This is a genomic window from Streptomyces sp. NBC_00457 (assembly GCF_036014015.1).
Taxonomy (GTDB): Bacteria; Actinomycetota; Actinomycetes; order Streptomycetales; family Streptomycetaceae; genus Streptomyces.
The window spans coordinates 7,738,989-7,763,108 of sequence record NZ_CP107905.1; the positions used below are offsets into that span (position 1 = coordinate 7,738,989).

The 24,120-nt window shown below is 70.2% G+C and carries 17 protein-coding genes; 4 read left to right on the plus strand and 13 right to left on the minus strand.

Annotation, left to right across the window (positions count from 1 at the left end; translation table 11 throughout):
* The first annotated feature begins 62 nt into the window (after positions 1 to 62).
* The 3 genes from pulA to OG828_RS35350 all read left to right on the plus strand — a co-directional run bounded on the left by pulA (position 63) and on the right by OG828_RS35350 (position 7,537).
* The gene (pulA, locus tag OG828_RS35340; protein ID WP_328503472.1) at positions 63 to 5,459 is read left to right on the plus strand and encodes a pullulanase-type alpha-1,6-glucosidase; all 5,397 of its coding nucleotides are present in this window, start codon (positions 63 to 65) and stop codon (positions 5,457 to 5,459) included.
* Positions 5,460 to 5,532: 73 nt separating this feature from the next.
* Positions 5,533 to 7,152, plus strand: a complete 1,620-nt coding sequence (locus OG828_RS35345) for a fused response regulator/phosphatase (protein ID WP_328503473.1) — start codon at positions 5,533 to 5,535, stop codon at positions 7,150 to 7,152.
* Positions 7,153 to 7,180: 28 nt separating this feature from the next.
* A complete protein-coding gene (locus OG828_RS35350) occupies positions 7,181 to 7,537 on the plus strand; it encodes a 5-carboxymethyl-2-hydroxymuconate Delta-isomerase (RefSeq protein ID WP_328503474.1) in 357 nt (118 codons plus the stop codon).
* A 91-nt stretch (positions 7,538 to 7,628) separates the two neighbouring features.
* Here the strand turns inward: OG828_RS35350 and OG828_RS35355 are convergent, their stop codons facing one another.
* From OG828_RS35355 to OG828_RS35365, 3 genes are all read right to left on the minus strand, one after another.
* On the minus strand, positions 7,629 to 8,318 hold the full coding sequence (locus OG828_RS35355; protein WP_328365943.1) for a TetR/AcrR family transcriptional regulator: 690 nt from the start codon (positions 8,316 to 8,318) through the stop codon (positions 7,629 to 7,631).
* Positions 8,319 to 8,459: 141 nt separating this feature from the next.
* Positions 8,460 to 10,523, minus strand: coding sequence for a hypothetical protein (locus OG828_RS35360; RefSeq protein ID WP_328503475.1), 2,064 nt, complete (start codon positions 10,521 to 10,523; stop codon positions 8,460 to 8,462).
* A 166-nt stretch (positions 10,524 to 10,689) separates the two neighbouring features.
* A complete protein-coding gene (locus OG828_RS35365) occupies positions 10,690 to 11,178 on the minus strand; it encodes a tetratricopeptide repeat protein (protein ID WP_328503476.1) in 489 nt (162 codons plus the stop codon).
* A 117-nt stretch (positions 11,179 to 11,295) separates the two neighbouring features.
* On the opposite strand from OG828_RS35365, the gene OG828_RS35370 reads away from it, so the two are divergent.
* Positions 11,296 to 11,718 (plus strand): hypothetical protein, encoded by a 423-nt coding sequence (locus OG828_RS35370; RefSeq protein ID WP_328365950.1) that lies wholly within the window; start codon positions 11,296 to 11,298, stop codon positions 11,716 to 11,718.
* A 76-nt stretch (positions 11,719 to 11,794) separates the two neighbouring features.
* On the opposite strand, the gene OG828_RS35375 is transcribed toward OG828_RS35370, so the two are convergent.
* From OG828_RS35375 to OG828_RS35420, 10 genes are all read right to left on the minus strand, one after another.
* Positions 11,795 to 13,351, minus strand: coding sequence for a DUF1996 domain-containing protein (locus OG828_RS35375; RefSeq protein WP_328441048.1), 1,557 nt, complete (start codon positions 13,349 to 13,351; stop codon positions 11,795 to 11,797).
* A gap of 176 nt (positions 13,352 to 13,527) precedes the next feature.
* Complete coding sequence (locus OG828_RS35380) at positions 13,528 to 14,181, minus strand: response regulator transcription factor (protein WP_328503477.1); 654 nt, start codon at positions 14,179 to 14,181, stop codon at positions 13,528 to 13,530.
* Complete coding sequence (locus OG828_RS35385; RefSeq protein ID WP_328503478.1) at positions 14,166 to 15,437, minus strand: sensor histidine kinase; 1,272 nt, start codon at positions 15,435 to 15,437, stop codon at positions 14,166 to 14,168. The genes OG828_RS35380 and OG828_RS35385 overlap by 16 nt, the downstream gene beginning before the upstream one ends.
* Positions 15,438 to 15,580: 143 nt before the next feature.
* The gene (locus OG828_RS35390) at positions 15,581 to 16,726 is read right to left on the minus strand and encodes an NAD-dependent epimerase/dehydratase family protein (protein ID WP_328503479.1); all 1,146 of its coding nucleotides are present in this window, start codon (positions 16,724 to 16,726) and stop codon (positions 15,581 to 15,583) included.
* A 60-nt stretch (positions 16,727 to 16,786) separates the two neighbouring features.
* Complete coding sequence (locus OG828_RS35395; protein WP_328503480.1) at positions 16,787 to 17,326, minus strand: winged helix-turn-helix domain-containing protein; 540 nt, start codon at positions 17,324 to 17,326, stop codon at positions 16,787 to 16,789.
* Positions 17,327 to 17,622: 296 nt separating this feature from the next.
* Positions 17,623 to 18,651, minus strand: coding sequence for a glutamine synthetase (gene glnII, locus OG828_RS35400; protein ID WP_328365967.1), 1,029 nt, complete (start codon positions 18,649 to 18,651; stop codon positions 17,623 to 17,625).
* Positions 18,652 to 18,960: 309 nt separating this feature from the next.
* Positions 18,961 to 19,629: a hypothetical protein gene (locus tag OG828_RS35405; RefSeq protein WP_328503481.1), complete on the minus strand. Its 669-nt coding sequence runs from the start codon at positions 19,627 to 19,629 to the stop codon at positions 18,961 to 18,963.
* 137 nt (positions 19,630 to 19,766) lie between these two features.
* Positions 19,767 to 20,126 carry an arsenate reductase family protein gene (locus tag OG828_RS35410; RefSeq protein WP_328503482.1) on the minus strand — a complete coding sequence of 120 codons (360 nt, stop codon included), beginning with the start codon at positions 20,124 to 20,126 and terminating at the stop codon, positions 19,767 to 19,769.
* A gap of 285 nt (positions 20,127 to 20,411) precedes the next feature.
* Entirely contained in the window at positions 20,412 to 21,500 is a 1,089-nt protein-coding gene (locus OG828_RS35415) for a sugar ABC transporter substrate-binding protein (protein WP_328503483.1), read from the minus strand.
* A complete protein-coding gene (locus tag OG828_RS35420) occupies positions 21,497 to 24,025 on the minus strand; it encodes a SpoIIE family protein phosphatase (protein WP_328365978.1) in 2,529 nt (842 codons plus the stop codon). The genes OG828_RS35415 and OG828_RS35420 overlap by 4 nt, the downstream gene beginning before the upstream one ends.
* Between the last annotated feature and the right edge of the window lie 95 nt (positions 24,026 to 24,120).

Below are 24,120 nucleotides of genomic sequence, written 5' to 3' on the forward strand. Positions count from 1 at the left end.
CGGCGATACGGTCGCGCCGGGGTCGGACCCGAATGAGCCGCACGCGCAAGGAGTTCACGCCTGTGATACCGAGATGGCCGGCGCCCCGGACGCGCCGCACCGCGCACACTCGAAGGGTCGCCGCGGTCACCGTTGCCGCGCTGGCCGCAGCGCTCGTCCAGCCCCTCGCCGCCCGTGCTGACACCCCGCCTGAGCCGCCGTCGGACGCGGCGCTGGCGAAATCCGCGGCCCGCCACGACCTCACCCGCGAGCAGTTCTACTTCGTCCTGCCGGACCGCTTCGCCAACGGCGACACCGGCAACGACAAGGGCGGGCTGACCGGTTCGCGGCTCTCCACCGGCTACGACCCCACCGACAAGGGCTTCTACCAGGGCGGCGACCTCAAGGGCCTGACGAAGAAGCTCGACTACATCAAGGGCCTGGGCACCACCTCCCTCTGGATGGCCCCGATCTTCAAGAACCGGCCCGTCCAGGGCACCGGCACCAACGCCTCGGCCGGCTACCACGGTTACTGGATCACGGACTTCACCCAGGTCGACCCGCACTTCGGCACCAACAAGGACCTGGAGACCCTCATCTCCAAGGCCCACGCCAAGGGCATGAAGGTCTTCTTCGACGTCATCACCAACCACACCGCGGACGTCGTCGACTACGAGGAGAAGTCCTACGACTACCTCTCCAAGGGCGCCTTCCCGTACCTGACGAAGAACGGCGAACCCTTCGACGACGCGGACTACGCGGACGGCACGAAGGGCTTCCCGGCCGTCGACGAGGACTCCTTCCCCCGCACCCCCCAGGCCACGAAGAACACCAAGGTCCCTTCGTGGCTCAACGACCCGACGATGTACCACAACCGCGGTGACTCCACCTTCGCCGGCGAGAGTTCGACCCACGGTGACTTCTCCGGCCTCGACGACCTGTGGACCGAGCGTCCGGAGGTCGTCAGCGGCATGGAGAAGATCTACCAGCGCTGGGTCAGGGACTTCGACATCGACGGCTTCCGCATCGACACCGTGAAGCACGTCAACACGGAGTTCTGGACCCAGTGGGCCACGGCTCTCGACGCGTACGCGAAGAAGCAGGGCCGCGACGACTTCTTCATGTTCGGCGAGGTCTACTCGGCCGACACCGACATCACGTCGCCGTACGTCACCCAGGGCCGCCTCGACTCCACGCTCGACTTCCCCTTCCAGGAAGCGGCCCGCCAGTACGCCTCCCAGGGCGGCAGCGCGCAGCAGCTGGCTTCCGTCTTCGGCGACGACTACAAGTACACGACCGACAAGGCCAATGCGTACGAGCAGGTCACCTTCCTCGGCAACCACGACATGGGCCGCATCGGGTACTTCCTGAACCAGGACAACCCGAAGGCCACCGACGCCGAACTGCTCGCCAAGGACAGGCTCGCCAACGAGCTGATGTTCCTCAGCCGCGGCAACCCGGTCGTCTACTACGGCGACGAACAGGGCTTCACCGGCTCCGGCGGCGACAAGGACGCCCGCCAGTCGATGTTCGCGTCCACCACCGCCGACTACCTCGACGACGACCAGCTCGGCACCGACCGCACGCACGGGAGCGACGCCTACGACCCGAGAGCACCGCTCTACCGGCAGATCAGCGCTCTCGCCAAGCTCCGCAAGGCCAACCCGGCCCTCACGGACGGCGTCCAGACCGAGCGGTACGCGGCCGACGGCGCCGGGATCTACGCCATTTCCCGTACGGACACCAAGACCGGCACCGAGTACGTCGTCGCCTTCAACAACGCCGACGCGGCGAAGACGGCGACCTTCGCGACCGGTTCGGCCGGGATGACGTACAAGGGGATCCACGGCAGCGACTCCTCCCTGACCAGCGACGCCGACAAGAAGCTCACCGTCACCGTCCCCGCCGGTTCCGCCGTCGTCCTCAAGGCGGCCGGCCCCCTGGCCAAGCCCGCCTCGAAGCCGGTCATCACCCTGGACGCCCCGGCCACCGGCGCGACCGGCACGGTCGAGATCGGCGCCGGCGTCGACGGCGGACAGCTCAACCGTGTCGTCTTCGCCGCCCAGGTCGGCAACGGCAAGTGGCAGACGCTCGGCTCCGCCGACCACGCCCCGTACAAGGTCACCCAGACCATCGGCAAGGACGTACCGGCCGGAACCGCCTTGCGCTACAAGGCGGTTGTGATCGACTCGGCGGGCCGCACCGCGAGCGCCACAGCGGCCTCCACCACCGGCACCCCGCCCGCTCCCGAGACCCCCACCGCCTCCTCCCGCGACTACGCGATCGTCCACTACAAGCGCACCGACGGCGACTACGCGAACTGGGGCCTGTACGCCTGGGGCGACCTCGCCGACGGTGAGTCGACGACCTGGCCGGACAGCCATCCCTTCATCGGCCGGGACGCGTACGGCGCCTTCGCCTACGTCAAGCTGAAGCCGGGCGCCTCCGGTGTCGGCTTCCTGGTGATCGACAAGGACGGCAACAAGGACGTCTCCGCCGACCGGACCATCGACGTCACCAAGACCGGCGAGATCTGGATCGAGCAGGGCAAGGAGGCCGTACAGACCGAGCGGCCCGAGTACCCGGCGCAGGACAAGACCAAGGCCGTCCTGCACTACCACCGCGCCGACGGGAACTACGACGGCTGGGGCCTGCACACCTGGACGGGTGCCGCGAACCCCACCGACTGGTCGAACCCCCTGAAGCCGGTGAAGACTGATTCCTATGGCGCGGTCTTCGAGGTGCCGCTCACCGAGGGTGCCACCAGTCTCAGCTACATCATCCACAAGGGCGACGAGAAGGACCTCGCCGCCGACCAGTCGCTGGACCTCAGGGCGAACGGCCATGAGGTGTGGCTGTTGAACGGCCAGGAGAAGTACCTGCTCCCGCAGCCGGCCGGCTCCGCCGCCGCGCTCGACCTGACCACCTCCAAGGCGGTCTGGATCGACCGGAACACGGTCGCCTGGAACGGCTCCGAGGCTGCTGCCTCCACCCAGCTGCTGTACTCCCGCACCGGCGCGATCACCGTCGAGGACGGCGCCCTGACCGGCGACGACCAGCGCTGGCTCCGACTGGCCAAGTCCACCCTCACCGACGCCCAGAAGGCCAAGTTCCGGCACCTCAAGGACTACACCGCCTGGTCCGTCGACCCCCGCGACCGCGACCGGGTGCGCGAGGCCCTGCGCGGCCAGCTCGTCGCCTCCCAGCGGGCCGCGAACGGGGCTGTCCTGGCGGCGACCGGCGTCCAGATCGCCGGCGTCCTCGACGATCTCTACTCCGGCGCCACGACGGCCGACCTCGGCCCGACCTTCGACAAGGGCCGTCCCACGCTGGCCGTCTGGGCGCCGACCGCGCAGTCGGTCGCCCTCGAACTGGACGGCTCGCTCCACCGGATGCACCGCGACGACACGACCGGCGTGTGGTCCGTCACCGGCCCCAAGTCCTGGCACAACAAGCCCTATCGGTACGTCGTGAAGGTCTGGGCGCCCAGCGTCCGGAAGGTCGTCACCAACAAGGTCACCGACCCCTACTCACTCGCCCTCACCGCCGACTCCGAGCGCAGCCTCGTCGTCGACCTCGCCGACAAGTCCCTCGCCCCCGGCGGCTGGACGTCACTGAAGAAGCCGAAGGCCGTGCCGCTCAAGGACGCCCAGATCCAGGAGTTGCACATCCGCGACTTCTCGGTGGAGGACAGGACGGCCGGGCATCCCGGCACGTACCTCGCCTTCACCGACAAGGCGAGCGACGGCTCCCGGCACCTCAAGCGGCTGGCCGGGTCCGGGACGTCGTACGTCCATCTGTTGCCCGCCTTCGACATCGCCACCATCCCGGAGAAGCGATCCGACCAGGCGAGAACCGACTGCGACCTCGCCTCCTACCCGGCCGACTCCGACGAACAGCAGGAGTGCGTCGGGAAGATCGCCGCGAAGGACGCCTACAACTGGGGCTACGACCCCTTCCACTACACGGTCCCCGAGGGCTCGTACGCCACCGACCCGGACGGCACCGGCCGTACGGTCGAGTTCCGCAAGATGGTCAAGGCGCTGAACGAGGACGGCCTGCGGGTCGTCATGGACGTCGTCTACAACCACACGGCGGCGAGCGGCCAGGCGGGGACGAGCGTCCTCGACCGGATCGTGCCCGGCTACTACCAGCGGCTCCTCGCGGACGGCTCGGTCGCCAACAGCACCTGCTGCGCCAACACGGCCACCGAGAACGCGATGATGGGCAAGCTCGTCGTCGACTCGATCGTCACCTGGGCCAAGGAGTACAAGGTCGACGGCTTCCGCTTCGACCTGATGGGCCACCACCCGAAGGCCAACATCCTGGCGGTCCGCAAGGCTCTCGACGCGCTGACCCTCGCCAAGGACGGCGTCGACGGCAAGAAGATCATCCTGTACGGCGAGGGCTGGAACTTCGGCGAGGTCGCCGACGACGCGCGCTTCACGCAGGCCACGCAGCAGAACATGGCGGGGACCGGCATCGCGACCTTCTCCGACCGGGCGCGGGACGCCGTACGCGGCGGCGGGCCCTTCGACGAGGACCCCGGCGTCCAGGGCTTCGCGTCCGGGCTGTACACCGACCCCAACACCTCCCAGAGCAACGGGAGTACGCAGGAGCAGAAGGCCCGTCTGCTGCACTACCAGGACCTGATCAAGGTGGGGCTCAGCGGAAACCTCGCCCGGTACACCTTCACCGACACCAGCGGCACGGAGGTCACCGGCGCCGACGTCGACTACAACGGCTCGCCCGCCGGCTACGCGGACGCGCCCGGTGACGCCCTCGCCTACGCGGACGCGCACGACAACGAGTCCCTGTTCGACGCGCTGGCCTTCAAGCTGCCCGCCACGACCAGTGCGGCCGACCGGGCCCGGATGCAGGTCCTCGCCATGGCCACGGCCACCCTCTCGCAGGGCCCGGCGCTCTCCCAGGCGGGCACCGACCTGCTGCGCTCCAAGTCCCTGGACCGCAACTCGTACGACAGCGGCGACTGGTTCAACGCCGTCCACTGGAACTGCGCGGACGGCAACGGCTTCGGGCGCGGGCTGCCGATGGCGGCCGACAACGAGTCCAAGTGGCCGTACGCCAAACCCCTGTTGGGCACGGTGGAGGTCGGCTGCGAGCAGATCGAGGGGGCGTCGACGGCGTACCGCGATCTGCTGAAGATCCGTACGACCGAGAAGGCCTTCTCCCTCGACACCGCCGGCCAGGTGCAGTCGGCGCTCTCCTTCCCGCTGTCGGGGAAGGACGAGACGCCCGGCGTGATCACCATGGTGCTCGGTGATCTGGTCGTCGTGTTCAACGCGACGCCCGAGGAGCAGGAGCAGCGGATCGAGGCGGCGGCCGGGACCGGCTACCGGCTGCATCCGGTGCAGGCGACGGGGGGAGACCCTATCGCCAAGTCGGCCTCCTTCGAGCAGGTATCGGGCACCTTCGCCGTTCCGGAGCGGACCGTAGCCGTATTTACCCGGACTTCCTGATAAGGGCATTACCTTGGTGGGGCAGACCGTGCATCCTGGTCTGCCCCACCGGTGCTGTCCCAAGGGCTGACACATGGACGTCAACGGCAAGCGAACCGACACCACCGTGCTGGTCGTCGACGACGTGGCGGCCAGCCGGTACGCCATGGGCGCCATGCTGCGCCGCGCCGGTCACCAGGTCGTCTCGGTCGCCACCGGCCACGCGGCGCTCGTCGAACTGGACGTACGGCGGCGCAAGGGGATACTGCCCGATGTCGCCCTGATCGACGTGGACCTGCCGGACATGAGCGGCTTCGAACTGTGCCGCCGGATCAAGGACAGGCCGCACATGGCCGGCCTGCCCGTGGTGCACTTCTCGGCCACCGCCGGCTCCATGGAGGACCGCTGCCGGAGCCTCGAGGTGGGCGGGGAAGCGTATGTGACGGTGCCCGCCGAGCCCGAGGAGATCGACGCGGTGATCCGGGCCGCGGTGCGCGCGGCGCGGCTGCGGGCCGGCGACCAGGCGCAGGCCAGGCGGCTGATGATGCTGTCGGAGACGATCGTCACCATCCAGGCGGCCCGCTCCCTTCAGGAACTCGCCGACGCCGCCGCCGACGGCACCGCACGGTTCACCGGCTCGCCCGCCGCCGTCTTCGTCCTCGGCCCGGACGACGAGCTGTACCGCGCCACCTCCCGGGACCGCACCTCCCTCGCACTGCCGGACGAGGGCGCCCACCGGACCGTGGCCGCACTGCTGCGGCGGCTCACCCGGGGACAGGACGGCGTACGGATCACCACCGTCCCCGCGCCGCTGTGGCCCGCCGGGTTCTTCCGGCCCGGCGTGCAGCACGACGCCCGGCTGGCGCTGAACCGCACCCAGGACGGCAAGGCCGCGGTCTGCCTGGCCATGCCCACCCGCGGGATGAACAGGGTGAACCCGGCCGACGAGACCCTGGTGGCCCGGCTCGCCCAGGCCACCGCGCTCGCCGCCGAGCCGCTGCTGATGTACCAGGTCGAGCGGCATGTCGCCCTCACCCTCCAGCACAGCTTCCTGCCCCAGCCGCACCGGCTGCCCAAGCTGCCGGGCATCGACGTCGAGGTCCGCTATGTGCCCGCGTCCCGGCAGACCGAGATCGGCGGCGACTTCTACGCCGCACTGAGCACCGCGGACGGCATGCTGGCCGCCGTCGGCGATGTCGTCGGGCACTCGCTGGACGCGGCCACGGTCATGGTCGAGATCCGGCACGCGCTGCGCGCCTACTGCGTCGAGGAGAGCGACCCGGCCGTGCTCGCCGAGCGCCTCGACCGGATGCTCCAGCACTACCACCCCGAGGTCACGGCCACGGTCTGCCTGGTCCTGATCGACCCGGGCACCGGGCGCACCCGGATCGCCAACGCGGGCCACATCCCGCCGCTGATCATCCGGGACAACGACAGCGCCGACTACGCCAAGGCGTCCGGCCCGCTGCTCGGCGTGGGGCTGCACCACCAGCCCCCGACCGAGCTGATCCTCGACCCCGAGGACCGGCTCCTCATGGTCACCGACGGCCTGATCGAGACCCGGGGGATCGACCTGGAGACCTCGATGGAACAGCTCCGCGCGGCCGCCGCGGGTGCCCCGCCCGGCCTGGACGCCCTGTGCGACACCCTCCTGGCCTGCTTCGGTCACGACCACGAGGACGACATCGCCATGCTGGCGCTGCGGCTAGGGTGAGCCCTGCCGACCCAGAACAGGAGTGCCCATGCCGCAGATCACCGTCGACTACTCGGAGCAGCTCGCGGACGACTTCGACCGCCCCGGTTTCGCTCAGGCGCTGCATACGGCCGTGGTCGAGATCGCGGAGGCCAAGCCTGCGGCGTGCAAGACGCGGTTCCGTCGTACGGAGGACACGACGGTCGGTGCGGACGCCGAGGGGCACGCGGTCGTCCATGTCGCCCTCGGTCTGCTCGCCGGGCGCACGGATGAGACGAAGGCTCAACTCACCGAAGCGGTACTGGAGTTGGTGAAGCGGTATGTGAAGCCTGCGGAGGGTTTGGTGCTGCATGCCTCCGCGGAGGTGCGTGACCTCGACCCGTCGTACCGGAAGTTCGAGAGTTAGGCGCTCTGGGGGTGCCGCGATGGGTCGTCTGCTGACTGCGGCGCCGTCGTGGCTGGTCGCGCAGTTCCCCGCGCCCCTAAAGGGGCGCTTATCAGGACGCCAGTTCGATCAGGCGGGCGATCAGGTCGTTGAAAGGGCCTTCCGGTGGTTCGTCCTTGAGCATGTGGCGCAGGAGCATGCTCATCTCGTCGTCGTAGGCGGCGCTCACGGCGGCCAGGGCGGCGAAGTCGTGGACGAGTTGGGCTTCCAGCTCGGCCCGCGGGATGCGGCGGCCGTCCAGCCAGATCAAGGCCGTCGCCTCGGCGAGCGAGATCCAGGACCGGATGACCAGTTCCAGTCGCGCGGGCGGATCCTCTACGCGTAGATGCGAAAGGATTTGGACATACGCGGCCTGCCGTACGGAGTCGATGAGCGCGTTCGTCGTCGATGAGCCGACCGCCGGGCCGCCGCGCATCAACGCCGAGAAACCGGGCCCGTGGTCCTCCACGAAGTCGAAGAACCGGCGCATCACCCGCAGCAGCCGGTCCCCCAGCGGACCCTCCCGCGGTTCCACGAACCGGCCCGCCAGTTCGTCCGACGCCCGCCTCAACGCGGCCTCGTACAGGCTGAGTTTGCCGGGGAAGTAGTGGTAGACCAGCGGCCGTGAGATGCCCGCGGCCGACGCGATCTCGTCGATGGACACCTCGTCGGGCGAGCGGCTGCTGAAGAGTTCGAGAGCGACCCCGATCAGCTGCTGCCGCCGCTCCTCGACGCCCATTCTGCGACGTACCCCGGTACTCATGCGAACACCTTACCGATCGGATCCGGCCCCGAACGGACCGGACCGAACGCCGTGTTCACATGAACCCGTCACATCTCCAGCACCAGCCGATCACTTCTGATGGTCAAGTGCCGTTCGCAGCAATGGAGTTAGATCGCGTACTCAGTGCAGGCCGTCGATCGTCCGTCCGTCGCGCAGTGTTCCCTTCAGCGTGGCCTGAGCCCCCTGCTTCGCCTCCGCCGCCAGCAGATAGCCCTTCGTGGAACCGCTCACCCCGCCGGACACAGTGATGGAAGCGGTGTCCCTGCTGCCCGCGGCCAGCAGATACCAGGCCCCCGCCTTCGACCGCCACAGCACCCCGGCCAGCACGTGGGGGCCGCGGGGACCGCACGCCGGAGAGTTCTCGGCCTTCGTCGCCACCGCCCCGTACCTTCCGCCCGGGGTGTGGAACTGCGCCAGCACCCGGGCCCCGCCGCCCCGCCACGTCTCGGCCCGCGTACACACCCACGCGGCCGAGCCGTTCGCTTCCGGCAGCGACTGCCGTGCGTACTCCCAGGCGTTCACCGACCGCACCCCCTGCGACCGCACCGCCTGCAGTGAGCACGCCATCGGCGCCCAGGTGCGCAGCGCCTGCGCGCCGGACGCCTCCTTCGTGTACCCGGGCTTGCCGGTGGTCAAATGGGCCGGGACCAGTTCGCCGAGGTCGGTCATCAGCCGGGTGCCCGAACCGTCCGTCACCTGCAGCACGTTCCAGGACGTGCACGCGCCGTTCTGGCCACCCGGGCTCGCCAGCGGGGCGGTCATACCGTCGGTCAGGGCGAGGTTCATCGCGCCCGAGCGCGGCTGCATCAGGTCCCGCTCGGCCGCCTCGGTCACCCAAGGAGCCGTCAGATAACGGACGTTGCCGTCGGTCCGTGCGAGCACCACCGCGCCTGCCTCCGCGCGGGTCGCGCCGTCGGCCCGCCCGAAGTCGAGGGCGGCGCCGCTCGTGCCGTCCTTGGGTTCGGCGTAGCGGACGACGCGCAGACCGTCGTAGAGGAGCACCACGTGCGCGGTGTCGACGGTTCCGGCGTAGAGGAGCTGGGGTGGTCCGGCGGGGCCGCCTGTCGGGGTGGCGGGGGTGGCCGAGACGCGGACGGACTCGCCGGGGCGGGCCCAGACGGCGAGGGCGCGGCGCAGGAGCGCGCGGTCGTCGGTACGGTCGCCGCGCGCGGGCCAGACGGAGAAGTCGGTACGCGCCGAGGACTGCCAGGCCGCCGGGGCGACCTTCGTCAGCTTGGCCGGGTCGAGTGCGGCCTGCGCGGACGGGTTCCGCGCGTACGCGGGTGCGGCGGCGCCGTCGGGGCCCCAGCCGTCATTGGGCAGCCCGAGCAGCGCCCCGCACACGGCGAGCGCCGCGGCGGCGACGAGCGCGGCCTTGCCGTGCTGCCTGCGCCGCATCAGATCGGTGGGCCGCGCCTGGAGCGAGCAGGGGTCGAACTCGGGGGAGTCGAGCAGCGCGTTCTGCGCCGGTACCCGTTCATTGGCGCTCCGCCTCCGGGGCGCCGCAGCCGATGCCGAGGTGGTGACCGTGCTCGACCCTTCGGGCCTCCGCGCTCCCCCACGCTCGAATACGCTCGCGCGGGAGGTACCCCCATCCACCTCGGCATCGTCGCGCCCCTCCGGCTCCGCGCAGCGGTCCGCTTCGGCCAGCGCCGCGTCCGGGTCGGTGACGCCGGCCGCGGTCAGCACCTTGTGTACGTCGCCGTCCGCGAGCCGCTCCAGGCCGCGCAGTACGTACGCGGCGCGGGCCGGGGCGGACAGGGCGGACAGCCGCTGGTCCAGGGCGAGTTCGTCGGCGCCGCCCGAGCGGGGGAACAGGCGCAGGCCCCATACCTGGGGGAGCAGCGGGGGCAGCTGGGAGCGCTTGGGCCACGCCCTGAAGGTGAGCGGCAGGCCCGCCTCCAGCGCCGTGCGCAGCACCTGGAGGCGGACGAAGGAGTAGCCCGGGTCGCCGTCCCGTCCCGTCGACTGGGCCGGGATCACGGACGCCGAGGCGCGGCGACGGGGCAGGGCGCGCTGGGTCAGGGCGTGGGCGGTCAGGACGCGCCGGTTGCGGCCGAGGCTCGGCGGCAGCACGAGGTAAGCGAGGCGGACCAGCCGCGGATAGTGCTCGACGAGCGCGGCCTCGGCCTGCTCGACATCGACGACGGGGGTGGGGCGCGTGGCGACATCCTGTGACTGCACGTTCAGCAAAACGAGCGAATCGACACCTGGTTACACGCCGGGCCTCCGCTGGGGGTGCGATTCGTCTGCGGGCCGTCGTGGCTGGTCGCGCAGTTCCCCGCGCCCCTCAGGGGCGCGGGGAACTGCGCGACCAACCCCCACCGGCCCGCAGACGAATCACCGCCCCCTAGCGGAGCGCCGCCGCATAGTTCGCCATCGATCGCTGGTACCGCGGCAGATGCGCCGCCAGCGCACCGAGCACCAGGGACAGGCCCTCTCGATCCCGCCCGAGGCTGGACAGGCACAGGGCGAGAGTCGCTCGTACGGCGTCGTCCAGTTCGTCGGACGGGGCGTCCAGTTCCGGTGTCAGCAGCTTGACGCCCTCCTCCGCCTGGCCGATGTTCCGCAGGGAGCTGGAGAGCTGGATCTTCGCGCGACGGGCGTTGTAGCCGGTGAGCCCGAGGGCCAGCGCCTCCCGGTACAGCGGCACCGCCTTGTCCGAGTGGCCGGTGGAGTCGAAGGCGCAGGCCCGCTCGAAGGGGCCCAGCGGGCTGCCGGAGGGAAGCTCGGCGACGAGCGTGTCGATCACGGACCGGAAATCCGCGGCCCGGTCCTCGGGGTAGTCGTCGAAAGTGGCCCACGCCGCGGCCACACGCTCTTCCCAGTCCTCGGTCATCGGCATACCTTCGCACAGGTGTGTCCGGTGTGACACCGGCAATTTTGAGTGCTTCGCACGCGGGAGCCGTATCCGACTTCGGCATGTGCCCTACCTATGCCCGTACCGGAGGAACAGATGAGGTTGACCCGACCGATGCTCGCGCTCGTCGGCGCGGCGGCGGCACTGGCGCTGACGGGCTGCGGCTCCGGCGACGACCAGGCGGCCGTACCGGAGACGGCGACCGGGAGCCTGGAGCAACTGGCCGCCGAGGCGAAGTGCAAGCCGGACCTGCAGACCGACGCCGATGAGCTCCGCCAGGCCATCTGCAAGACCGGCAAGGAGAAGTACGTCCTCGCCACCTTCGCCACCGACCGCGGCCAGCGTGAGTGGCTGAACGGGGCGAAGGACTACGGCGGCTACTACCTCGTCGGCCGCAAGTGGGTCGCCGTGGGCCAGGAGAAGACGGTCACGACGCTGCAGAGCAAGCTCGGCGGGACCATGGAGGAGGGCTCCGAGCACATGAACCCCGGTGGCAGTCACAACAGCGGCAGTCACTGACCGCACGGGTTTCGGGGCAAGCGAAAGCCGGCGGTGGGAAATCCCACCGCCGGCTTTCTAGTGTGCTACCGGGTTGCTATTGGCAATCCTGGCCACTGTTGATGCACTCGACCATCTGGTTCATCGTCTCCTCGTCGAAGAAGTTGATGAAGTCGTTGTGGTCGGTGATCGGCTTGTGCAGCTCGGTCGGGAAGCCGTCCACCGCGAACGGGTTCACGACCTGTCCGTTCTCGATCTGCGGCGCCGGAACGTCGTAGACCAGACGGGCCTGCAGCTGGGGGATGGCCTGGAAGCCGTTGGCGCAGCTGCCGTCCTCCTGGACGAAGTCCACGTGGTCACGGTGGTTGGCGCTGTCGATGTTCTGGCCGTCCCAGCAGCTCTGGAAGTTGGACGTCCGCACCACGGAGCTGCCCTCGGGGCAGATCGGGTACTTGTCCGTCAACTGCCGGTCCTCGAAGCCGGTGCAGCTCCAGTTCGTGTTGGCGTTGGCGAGGCCGTTGGAGAACGCCTTGGCGTCACCGGTGATGATGCGCAGGGCCTGCGGCATCGCGACGACATCGCTCGTCTTGTTGCCGACGAACTTCAGCTCAGCCTGGACCGCTTCCTGGATCGGGCCGATGTTGCCTTCCGCGCCGCCACCCAGGTCGTTCGCGTCGAACTCGTCCTCACCGTTCTGCAGGCGCAGCACCGGCCAGTAGTACGACGACTTGTCGCCCTGGTTCTCGCAGCTGGTGTCGGCCTGGAGGAACTGCTCGTCGCTGGTGAAGGCGTTGTTGTCCTGGTTGCCGACGTAGTCGTGCGTGTGCTGCGCACCGTTGTCGACACCCGGAGCGACGATCACGTTGTCCGAGTTGTGGTTGTCGTTCCCGTTGGTGCCACAGCTCGTGGTGAAGGTGCCGGTCGAACCGGAATCCCCGTTGGCGGGGAGCCCGTTTCCATTGACACCCTGCGCGCCGCCGGTCGGCTGGACGGTGGTGATGTCCACGAAGTCGTCCGCCACCGGGCCGCCCTGCTGGCCCTGGTCCTGACCGTCACCCTGGTCCTGGCCCTGGTCCTGGCCATCGCCCTGGTCCTGGCCCTGATCCTGACCGTCACCCTGGTCCTGGCCCTGGTCCTGGCCATCGCCCTGGTCCTGGCCCTGGTCTCCACCGTTGTTGATCTGGTCGGCCGGCACACCCTGGCACTCGGCCAGCTGGTCGGCCCCCTGCGGAGGCTGACCGCCCGCGTTCCGGATGTTGATGTTCATCCGGTCGATGGTGGCCGCCCGCTTGGACTTCAGCGGGCCGAGGATCGCGTTGTTGACGTAGCTCGCGTCCCCCGCCTGGGCCTGGCGCGTCTCCGCAAGACGCGTGTAGGCATCTGTGACCTGCCTGTCCAGCAGCGCCAGCTCCTTGGCGACGCCGGGGCGTGCACCTTCGGGCACGTCGTTCAGCTGCTGACCGACGTCAGGGCAGTTGATCGTCGCGACTTGGGCGCCGGCCGACCTGGTCTGGTTTCCGTATGAATTCTCCTCATGCGCCGAGGCATAGAAGTTGGCCCAGATCAGCCCGCCCCCACCGAGCGCTAGGGCCGCCGATGCGGCTATGGCCTTGGTGGCCAGCGGCGTACGGCGTTTTCGTGTGTTGCGTCCCATGGAACTCCTCTGACTTCCTTGCGGGGCAGCGAGACGCCCGACAGGAGTGAAGCGGCTCCCATCCATACGCAGGAGGTCCCAGGAGTGTTCAGCCGTCTCAGAAATTGGTGAGAGACTGAAGCAGACAATTCGCCCTCAACTCCCCCACACAGCACGAGAGTTGTGATCGCCCAGGATCAGTGTCCGTGGTCCAGATAGGCGAGAACCGCCAGGACACGGCGGTTGTCGTCGTCCGAAACCTCGAGCCCCAGCTTCGCGAAGATATTTGAGGTGTGTTTGGCGATCGCCCGCTCGGTCACCACGAGCTGCGCCGCGATCGCCGCGTTCGAGCGGCCCTGCGCCATCAGCTCCAGCACCTCCCGCTCCCGGGCGGTCAGCCGCCCCAGCGGCCGGCCGTCGGCCTCCCGCCGCGACAGCAGCTGCTGGATCACCTGCGGGTCCATCGCCGTACCGCCCGCCGCGACCCGACGTACGGCGTCCACGAACTGCTCCGCGTCGAACACCCGGTCCTTCAGCAGATACCCGACCGCGCCGCTGCCGTCGGCGAGCAGCTCACGCGCGTACAGCTGCTCCACGTGCTGGGAGAGCACCAGCACCGGCAGCCCGGGTCTGTCCCGGCGGGCCTGGAGCGCGCACTGCAGGCCCTCGTCGGTGTGGGTCGGCGGCAGGCGTACGTCGACGACGGCGACGTCCGGCTCCAGTTCGGCCAGCGCGCGGGTCAGCTCGGGGCCCGTCTCGACGGCGGCGGCGATCTCGAAGTCGTAGGCCTGCAACAGCCGGACGAGTCCGTCGCGCAGCAGGAACAGGTCTTCGGCTAGGACAACGCGCAAGGGATCTCCATGGTGACCATGGTGGGACCGCCCGCGGGGCTGCTGACGGCCAGGACGCCGTCGAATGTACCCAGTCGGCGCTCCACTCCGGCCAGACCCGAACCGGCGCCGATGACCGCGCCGCCCCTGCCGTCGTCGGTGACCGAGATCCGCAGCATGCCGTCGGTGTGGTGGAGGTCGACATAGATCCGGTCGGCGTCGGCGTGCTTGACCGCGTTGGTCAGCACCTCGCTGACCGCGAAGTAGGCCGCCGACTCGACGGGTTCGTCCGCCCGCCCGGGCAGCTCCACCGTCACCTCGGTGGGCACCGGCAGCCGCAGCGCCAGCGCCCTTACGGCGTCGCCCAGGCCGCGCTCGGCCAGCACCGGCGGATGGATGCCGCGGACCAGGTCGCGCAGTTCGGTGAGGGCCTCGACGGAGGACTGGCGGGCCCGCGCGAGGAGTTGCCTGGCCTGCTCCGGGTCCTTGTCGAGCAGCATCTCGATCGTCCCCAGGTCCATGCCCATGGCGACCAGCCGGGCCTGTGCCCCGTCGTGCAGATCGCGCTCGATACGGCGCAGTTCGGCGGCGGAGGTGTCGACGGCGTCCCGGCGGGTCTCGGTGAGAACCCGGACCCGCTCGGCGAGTTCGCCCTGCTTGGGGGCGAGGACGGCGCGGGTGAGCTGGAAGTGGGCCGTCAGCAGACGCGTGTTGAAGAAGTGGGCGAAGAAGAGGAGGACGAGGCCCAGTGCGGCCGCGCCGAGTGCGGAGGCCTGCCCGGTGACCTGCACGAAGCCGTACCAGTAGCCGTCGGGGAGCACCCGCCACAGCCCCGCCGCGATCGCGAACCCTTCCAGGGGGTAGAGGAGCAGCGCCGCCGGCAGCAGCGCGGTGACGTACCCCGCCGACATGTCGACATTCAGCCACAGCAGGTCCCGCCAGGTCGCCGGGTCCCGGAGCATCGTGAAGGTACGGGTCCACGGATTGGCGTCCTTCGGGAGCGGCCGGTATGCCGACGGGATCCGCACCCCGCACCACTCCGCCGCCAGAACCCGCCGCCAGTCCGCGAAGGCCCGCACTCCGGTGAGCACCCAGGGCGTGGTGACGAGGCCGACCCCGACCGGGATGAGCGCGATGGACACCACGGTCAGCACGTAGCAGAGGATCGCCCCCGGCAACACCACCAGCGAGAGCCCGAACCCCCGCACCGCTGCCAGCCCCATGCCCCGCGCCCCAGAGCGCACGGCACCATTCGTCGTGCTCGTGTCGATGTCCATGCCCGTCAGTCTGGCCGAGCGGACAGGGCCGGTCACTGGGGTAAGGGCCCGGACCGGGGGGTGGTGCCAGGTACACCTGCGGGGGCTACAGGTCGCGCAGGTGCACCTGCGGGGTTACGGGTCGCGAAGGCACACCTACGTGGCTACGGGCCGCCGAGGATCTTCGCCTCCACCTCCGGATCGAGGCCGACCGCAGGCCGGTCCGGGCGTTGAGGGGCTGTCCCGCCGACGCTGGTCAGCCAGGTCCAGGTGTCGGTGACCGTCTCGGCGACGGGGCGGCAGACCAGGCCCGTCGCGAGCGCACGGGACACGTCGGCGCCGTGCAGGGCGGCGTGCAGGTCGCTGTCCGGCGGCACCCACACCGGTAGTTGGGTCCACGGCTCGACGCCCGCGCCCAGAACGACGTCCGGGTCGGTCCAGCGCAGCTCGACCGCCGCTCCGGTCGCTCTCACGCACGCCTCGAGCAGCCCTGCAGTCGTCGTGTGACCCGGCGGGCCGATCAGGTTGTACGGCCCGCTCAGCTCCCGCTCCACCGCGCCGAGGATCCACTCGGCGAGATCGCGGACGTCGATGAACTGCAGCGGCAGATCCTCCGGACCGGGCGCCAGGACGGGGCCGCCCCGCGCGATCCGGGTCAGCCACCACGGCAGCCGCCCGATGTTCTCGTACGGCCCGAGGATCAGCCCGGACCGCACGAGCAGCGAGCGGTCCGCCCCGAACGCCGCCACGGCCGCCAGCTCGCCGCCCCGCTTGTCGCGGGCGTACTCGGTGGCCTCCGCGTCGGCCGAGGCGCCCTCGACCAGGGGCGCGTCCTCGGTGTACCCGGCGGTGGGCGGCCAGGCGTACACCGAGCAGCTCGACACGTACACATACCGCCCGGCGCGGCCCCGCAGCAGCCGCGCCGAGTCCCGTACGGCACGTGGCGCCGACGACCAGGTGTCGACGACGGCGTCCCACTCGCCCTCCGCGAAGCGCGCCGCTGGAGCTGCCGCGCCATGCAGTCGGTCGCCCGCGGCACCGTCGTGGCTGGTCGCGCCCCGCGGCGGAGCCGCTGATAGACACAGCCCCGCGCCCCTTCGGGGCGCTGCCGAACCGCAGCCGACTTCGCCGGGCCCGCTCAGGGCGGCGAGCCCGTCGGACGCGGTGCGGTCGCCGTGCAGCGACCGCACACCGGGAGGCGGTGCGTGCCGGCCCCGGTGGAAGACCGTGACCTCCCAGCCCCGACCGAGCGCCGCCTCCACGACGGCCCGCCCCGCGAACTCCGTACCGCCCAGCACCAGAAGTCTCATGACCCCGACTCTGCCGGGCCGGTCCGCGGGACGGAACGGCAATCTGCCGTCAGCAGAGGATCAACGCCCGGTCGGCGGCACGTACTTGTACCCGACCCGCCGTACCGTCCGGATCGCCCCGCGGTGCTCGGCGCCCAGCTTGCGGCGCAGCCGGGCGATATGGACGTCGACCGTGCGGCCGTCGCCGACGTGTCCGTACCCCCAGACCGTGGTGACCAGCTGGTCACGGGTGTGCACCCGGTTCGGGCGGGCGACGAGGTGGGCGAGCAGCTCGAACTCCAGGTACGTGAGGTCGAGTTCGCGTCCGTCCACCTGGGCCGTGCGCTGGTCGGTGTCGACCCGGACGAGCGGATCGCCGCCGGGCTCCTGCGGCAGCGGCGGCTGCCGGTCGGCCGGGACGAGCACCAGGTAGCCGATCATGGGCGGCTGTCCCGGCAGGGTGGGCAGGGAGTGCTGGGGAGCGGGCAGCCAGGTGGCGCCCGGTGGCAAGAGGTCCGCGACGTCGATCACCTCGTCCCGGTCCACGGCACGCAGATGATGCCGGGAACCGGTGGGGGAGTCGGGCGTGGCGGCGGAGGACAGAGAACGGGTGTTCGCCATGAGAGGTCAGCTCTTTCGCGCGAGAGGTCGTCGGAGGACGTACGTCATGCGCGCGGGCCGAAGGCCGGACGAGTGGTGCGGCTTTAGAGGGCCGGCGCGTTCATCGCGCGACAACACACCCGGTCGAAGTCGTGGTGCTGACGGGAAGGCCAGAAGGGCTCGAGGTCATGGCGACCCGTCGCGATGTGCTCCTGGAAGCCGACCATGGACTCATTGAAGCAGAGACGGGTGTACGACGCGAAGGGGCGCCCACCGCGACGGCGGGCGCCCCTTCCTGGAGCTCTATGGCGGGTGGATCAGATCTGGCCGGCCTTCTCCAGCGCGGAGCAGCAAGTGTCGACGATCAGGCGGGTCACGACGTACGGGTCGACGTTGGCGTTCGGGCGGCGGTCCTCGATGTAGCCCTTGCCGTCCTTCTCGACCTGCCACGGGATACGCACCGAGGCACCGCGGTTGGAGACGCCGTAGGAGTACTCGTCCCACGGGGCGGTCTCGTGCAGGCCGGTGAGGCGGTCGTCGATGCCGGCGCCGTAGTTCTTGACGTGGTCGAGCGGCTTGGAGCCCTCGCCGAGCGACTCGGCGGCGGTGATGATCGCCTCGTAGGTCTCGCGCATCGCCTTGGTGGAGAAGTTGGTGTGCGCGCCGGCGCCGTTCCAGTCGCCCTTGACCGGCTTCGGGTCGAGGGTGGCGGCGACGCCGAAGTCCTCGGCGGTGCGGTAGAGCAGCCAGCGGGCCACCCACAGGTGGTCGGAGACCTCGAGCGGGGAGACCGGGCCGACCTGGAACTCCCACTGGCCGGGCATGACCTCGGCGTTGATGCCGGAGATCGCGAGACCCGCCTTGAGGCAGTTGTCGAGGTGGGCCTCGACGACGTCACGGCCGAAGATCTCGTCGGCGCCGACACCGCAGTAGTAGCCGCCCTGCGGGGCCGGGAAGCCGCCCTTCGGGAAGCCGAGCGGGTAGCCGTCCTTGAAGAAGGTGTACTCCTGCTCGATGCCGAAGATCGGCTCCTGGGCGGCGAACTTCTCGGCGACCTCGACCAGCGCGGCGCGGGTGTTCGTGGCGTGCGGGGTGAAGTCGATGTTCAGGACCTCGCACATCACCAGGATGTCGTCGCCGCCGCGGATCGGGTCCGGGCAGGAGAAGACCGGCTTGAGCACACAGTCCGAGGCGTGGCCCTCGGCCTGGTTCGTGGAGGACCCGTCGAAGCCCCAGATCGGCAGCTCGGCACCCTTGGCGTCGTCGGCCATGATCTTGGTCTTCGAACGCAGCTTGGCCGTCGGCTCGGTGCCGTCGATCCAGATGTACTCAGCCTTGAAGCTCACGGGCCACATCCTTCGGGGTGGGTCTCTAGGCGCACTTGCGGGTGCTGCGGCGCTGCGGCACTGGGGCGCCGCTCCTGTTGCCCGCGAGCCTGTCAACAGGCGATTTCCCGATCATTGCTCGAATGTGAACCCCGTGTTACCTGGTCATGCTGTGGTACGACTCACGGTGTGAGGGCGATGGGCCGGGGAAACGCGCGGCCCGGACCCGTGTCGGCCCTGCCGCTCCTGGCCGGGAGCGACAGGGCCTGCGACACGTACGAGGTGGCGGGGTGGGACCGCCGCCTCACTGGTTGCGTATGCGGCTGGGCATCACCCCACTTTCTCGATCACGGCCCGGCGGATGAGGAACTTGCCGGGCTCGCGGACCTGCTCGAACGCCGCGTTGTTCAGCAGCGCACAGCTGCCGGAGACCGAAGTGACCTCCACCGTCGTGGACTTGTTGTTGTCCAGGTTGGTGACCTTCAGCTTCGTGCCCGCCGGGAACTGGTTGCTGGACGCGGCCGGGGCGCCGTTCTCGCCGGACAGGGTGACGGTGGAGCCGTTGCACACCTGCTCGCCGGCTGCGGCGGCGCCGCCACCGGCGTTGCCCGCGGGGGCGGTCGCGGTCTGCGAGGGCTGCGCGTTCTGCTGGTTGTTCTGCTGATTGTTCTGCGCCGGCTGTGTCGCCTGGGAGCCCTGAGCCGACTCCCCAACGACGCAACCGGACGCCTCCTGCTGCACCTTGATCTGCGCGATCACCGCTTCGCGGTTGGCGATCCGGGCCTCGGACTGCGCGTCCGGGCTGGCCTGCTGCCCCGCGATGAACCGCTCGTTGTTGCCGAGGGCGGTGGCGAGACCCTGGCAGACACTCGACTCGGCCGCGGTCTGCGCGGCGTTCGAGGTGCTCGCCATGACGAACGCCCCGCCTCCCGCCACGGCCGCGGCGCTCACCAGCAGGGCGAGCTTCTTCTGGGTGCTGAGAGTTCTCCTACGCGACATGCGCGCCTCCTGAAGGGGTGGGGGAGCGGACGTCGCTATGTACGAGATACCGAACGTTGTTACTCAGTGGTTACAGGAGTCAGCTGAAGTAACCTGCGTCACACCGGAGTTGGGGCGATCCGACGGCGAAGTCGGGCCTAGCGCGACAGGGCGTCCCGTACCGCCTCGTCCGTACGGGCCACGACCGCCGTGCCGTCGTCCGCGGTGATGATCGGCCGCTGGATCAGCTTGGGATGCTCGGCCAGTGCCGTGATCCAGCGGTCCCGTGAAGTCTCGTCCCGCGCCCACTCCTTGACGCCCAGCTCCTTGGCTGCGGCCTCCTGGGTGCGGGTGATGTCCCAGGGTTCCAGGCCGAGACGGGTGAGTACGGCCCTGATCTCGTCCTCGCTCGGTACGTCCTCCAGGTAGCGGCGGACGGTGTACTCCGCGCCCTCGGCGTCGAGCAGCTTCACAGCGCTGCGGCACTTCGAGCAGGCCGGGTTGATCCAGATCTCCATACGGCCCACGGTAGCTCCAGAGGCTTTTGTCACGGAGGTCCTCGGCGTCCGGGTGGACGTACCCGGGCAGGCACTGGACGCCCACGCCGCCTCCACCGTCAAGGAGGACGCCGAGCCGAGCTTCTGCTGGGCCCAGCACGCCGGTCACGGGCCGCGAGCGACTTCAGCGCCCACGAAGCGGTGCTGCACCTCCCGCATCACCGCACTGCCGGGCAGGCCGCTTCGGCCGCGCGGGGCCGGGCCGGCAGAGCCGTCGCCCCGACCTCTGTGTGGCTCGTGGGTCCCTCACGGGGAGAGTCCGGCCTGGGAGCAGGCGGGCCGGAGCTTCTGGGAGCAGATCTGCTTGATGGTGTACACGCCGTCCTTGACAAGTGTCTGCTTGATGTTGCCGACCGTCACCGTGCTCGGAGCGAGCAGAACGGACGGGATGTCCTGGGTGGTGGGGCTGTCGATCGTCGTCGTGGCGACTTCGCGGACGTCTTCGCCGCGACCCAGCGCGACGGCCATGGCGGCAGCTGCCGCGGCCTGCGTCCTGAACGGCTTGTACACCGTCATGTATTGCTCGCCCTCGATGATGCGCCGCACTGCCTCGAGGTCGGCGTCCTGGCCGGTGATGGGCGGAAGCTTCCTGACACCGGCGTTCTTGAGAGCCGAGATGACGCCCGCGGCTATGGCGTCGTTGGCCGCCAGGACGCCGCCGATGCGGTCCGGGCCCAGGGCGGCGATGGCAGCGGACATGTTGGCGTGGGCGTTGTCGGTGCTCCAGCCGCGGGTGTCGTACGACCTGCCGATCTTCACCTTGCCTTCGATGACGGACAGCGCACCCCTGCGGTACCACGCCGCGTTGGGACTGGACGGGTCCCCATTCACCATGACGACGGTCTTCCCCGTCGCCTTCTCGCCCATGACCTTCAGGAGCGCCTCGCCCTGGAGCCTGCCGACCTGCGCACCGTCGAAACTCACGTAGCCCGAGATCGGGCCCTGGGCGAGCCGGTCATAGGCGACGACGGGGACACCCGCCCTGCGCGCCTCCTGGACCGAGGAGCGCAGCGCCTTGTTGTCCACTGCGTCGAGGATCAGGACCCTGACACCCTGGGTGATCATGGACGTCATCTGTTCCCGCTGCCTCGACACATCGTTCTCGGCGTTGGCGTACTCCATGGTGCAGCCGGGACACAGCTGCCTCAGCCGCTTCTCGATCAGCGGCTTGTCGGAGTGCTCCCAGCGGGGCACCGCTCGGCTCGGGAGCAGCAGGCCGACGGCGAAGCCGTCCGCGCCGGCCCCGTCGTCGTCCGAACAGGCCGTCAGGGAGATCGTCATGAGCCCTGCGACGAGTGCCGCGATGACCTGCCACGCCACGGTCCGGGGCCTCATGGCAGACTCCTTCGTTCCGTTCGGGGCGCCGAGTCCGCGGGAGCCGGCTCGCAGCGTGGCACGAGGATCTCGCTCCACACCTGCTTGCCGCCGGCCACCGGCACGGAGCCGAAGGACTCCGACATCGCCTCGACCAGCAGCAGGCCTCGGCCGCCGGTCGACTCCCAGTCGACGATCACCGGCTTGGCGGGCGCTCGCGGCGAGGCGTCGCTCACGGATACGCGCACCCGATCCGCGCGGAGTATCAGATCGAGGCGGACCGGCCCCTGAGTGTGTATCAAGGCGTTGGTGACCAGTTCGGACACGACCAGCAGCACCCCGTCGGCTTCCTCGATCTTCCACCGGCGCAGCGTGCGCGCGGTGAAACGGCGGGCGTGCATCACGGCGTCGGGCAGGCGCCACACCACCCAGCCGGCCCGGATCGGCCGGGCCTTCATGCCGTCGTAGCGCAACAGCAACAGCGCCACGTCGTCCTCGCGGCGGCCGACGTCGCCCAGCAGTTCGTCGGCCATCCGCCCGGGGTCTGCCGAGTCGGCCGCGGCGAGCGCGGTGCGTGTGCGGTCCATCCCCTCGTCCAGGGGCAGGTCGGCGGCCTCCACCAGGCCGTCGGTGACCAGAGCGAGCACCGTGCCGGGGGCCAGCGCCAACGCGGTCATGGGGAACTCCGCCTCGGCGAGTATGCCCAGCGGGAGCCCTCCTTCGACCTCTACCTCCTCGGTGGTGCCGTCGGGATGGCGTACCAGTGGGGAGAGGTGCCCGGCCCGGACGAACAGTGCGTTGCCCTCCTCCATGTCCAGTTCGACATAGCAACAGGTGGCGAACAGATCGGTTTCCATGCCGACGAGCAGCCGATTGGCGTGGGAGACGACCACGTCCGGCGGGTGTCCCTCCACCGCGTATGCCCTGACCGCGGTCCGCATCTGGCCCATGATCGTCGCGGCTCCGGCGCTGTGCCCCTGCACGTCACCGATGACCAGCGCCACCCGATCCTCGGAGATGACGATGACGTCGTACCAGTCGCCGCCCACCTGGAGCCCACGCCTGGCGGGCAGATAGCGGGCGACGGCCGTGCCCCCGGGCAGTTCGGGCAGGCGCCGCGGCAGCAGGCTGCGCTGAAGCATCGTCGCGAGCTCCTGCTCGGCGTCGTACGCGTGCGCGCGTTCGAGGGCCTGCCCGACCAGCACTGCGGTTGCGGTCAGCACGGACCGCTCCTCGGTGACGAACTCGTGCGATTGATTCCAGCCGACCAGGCACACGCCGACGACCCCACCCCTGGCGGGCAGTGGCATGACGGCCAGGCCTCCGGCACCGATGCCTGCGAGCCCCGGTTCTAGGGTTGTGCCGGCGGGCCACAGATCCATACGCCCGTCCCGTAGCGCCAGTTGAAGGGTGGGCAGGGACCTCACCGGAGCGTCCGGCCACTCCGAACGCCACTCGGAACGCCAAGTCTCCGGCCAGGCGGCGGGCTGCGGCGGGTCGAGCACGATGACGATCAGCCGGTCCTCCCGCAGCTCGGCGAGCGCCACCCGGTCTGCGGCCAGCGGCTCACGCAGCGCGGTGACGACCACGCGGCCGACGTCCTGGACCGTTGCGGCGTCGTCAAGTGCGGCGGTCAGCCACTGGATCCGGGAGACGTCGTCGGCGCCGCGACGCTGGACCGAGGTCGCCGTCACCACCCCGAGCAACTGCTGTGGCCGGTCGTCGGGGCTCGTCGGCACCCGGCACCTCAGGCTCAGCCAGCGCATTTCACCCGTGGGGTGGCGGACACGGAACTCCAGCTCCCGCCGGGCGAACGCCGGGGTGGACGGTTCCAGGACCGACATCAGCGCGTGCATGTCCTCTGGAACCGCGTTCGCGAGGAGCGTGTCCGCCTTGCCGTCGAAGTCGTCGGGCGTGATGCCGAGCAGTTCGAGGAGCATCTCGTCCGCGTCGATGACGCCGGCGTCCGGCACCAGGACGAACGAGCCGACGCGCAGCTCGCGCAGGGCGCGGATCAGCAGCGACGGCGATGCGGGTCGGTCGGTCCCGGCCTGCAGCAGGTCGGAGACCGCCTCGGCGTACTGCTCCAGGAAGCGCCGCTGCCCGGCCTCGAATCCCTCTGCGGAGTCCCCCACGACGACGAGACACCCCAGCCGCCTGCCCTCCGCTCCGAGGGACACCGCACCGAGTGACGTCTGCGCTCGTGGCGGTGTCGGCCCGCCCTCGTAGGAGGCGAGGGCCGCATGGTCCAGCCACAGCGGCCGGTCGGTGCGGAAGGCCTCCGCGGCGGGTGAGCCGCCGGACAGGGGCAGATGCTCCGGCAGGCCGTACTGGGAAACGGCGCGTCCGGCCGTCTCCACCAACCGGAGCTCCCCCTCCCCGGCGCCGGGCACATAGACAGCTGCCAGCGCCGCTCCGGCGAATGTCAGGGCCCGCTCCCCGGGGTCGGCCTCTCGCCCCGGAGGCGGTGAACCGGTGTCCGCAGCCCCCGCCTCCGAAGTCCGCAGCTGCGAGACGCCGGCCCAAGCACGGCCGTCATGAGGCATGTCCGCATCTTCTTCCCGCCCCAGGCCACAGCTGCCGACAGGCTGAGATCGGGGCGCTCGGCTACCAGCGTCTCATATGCGGGCGAAGCCGACAG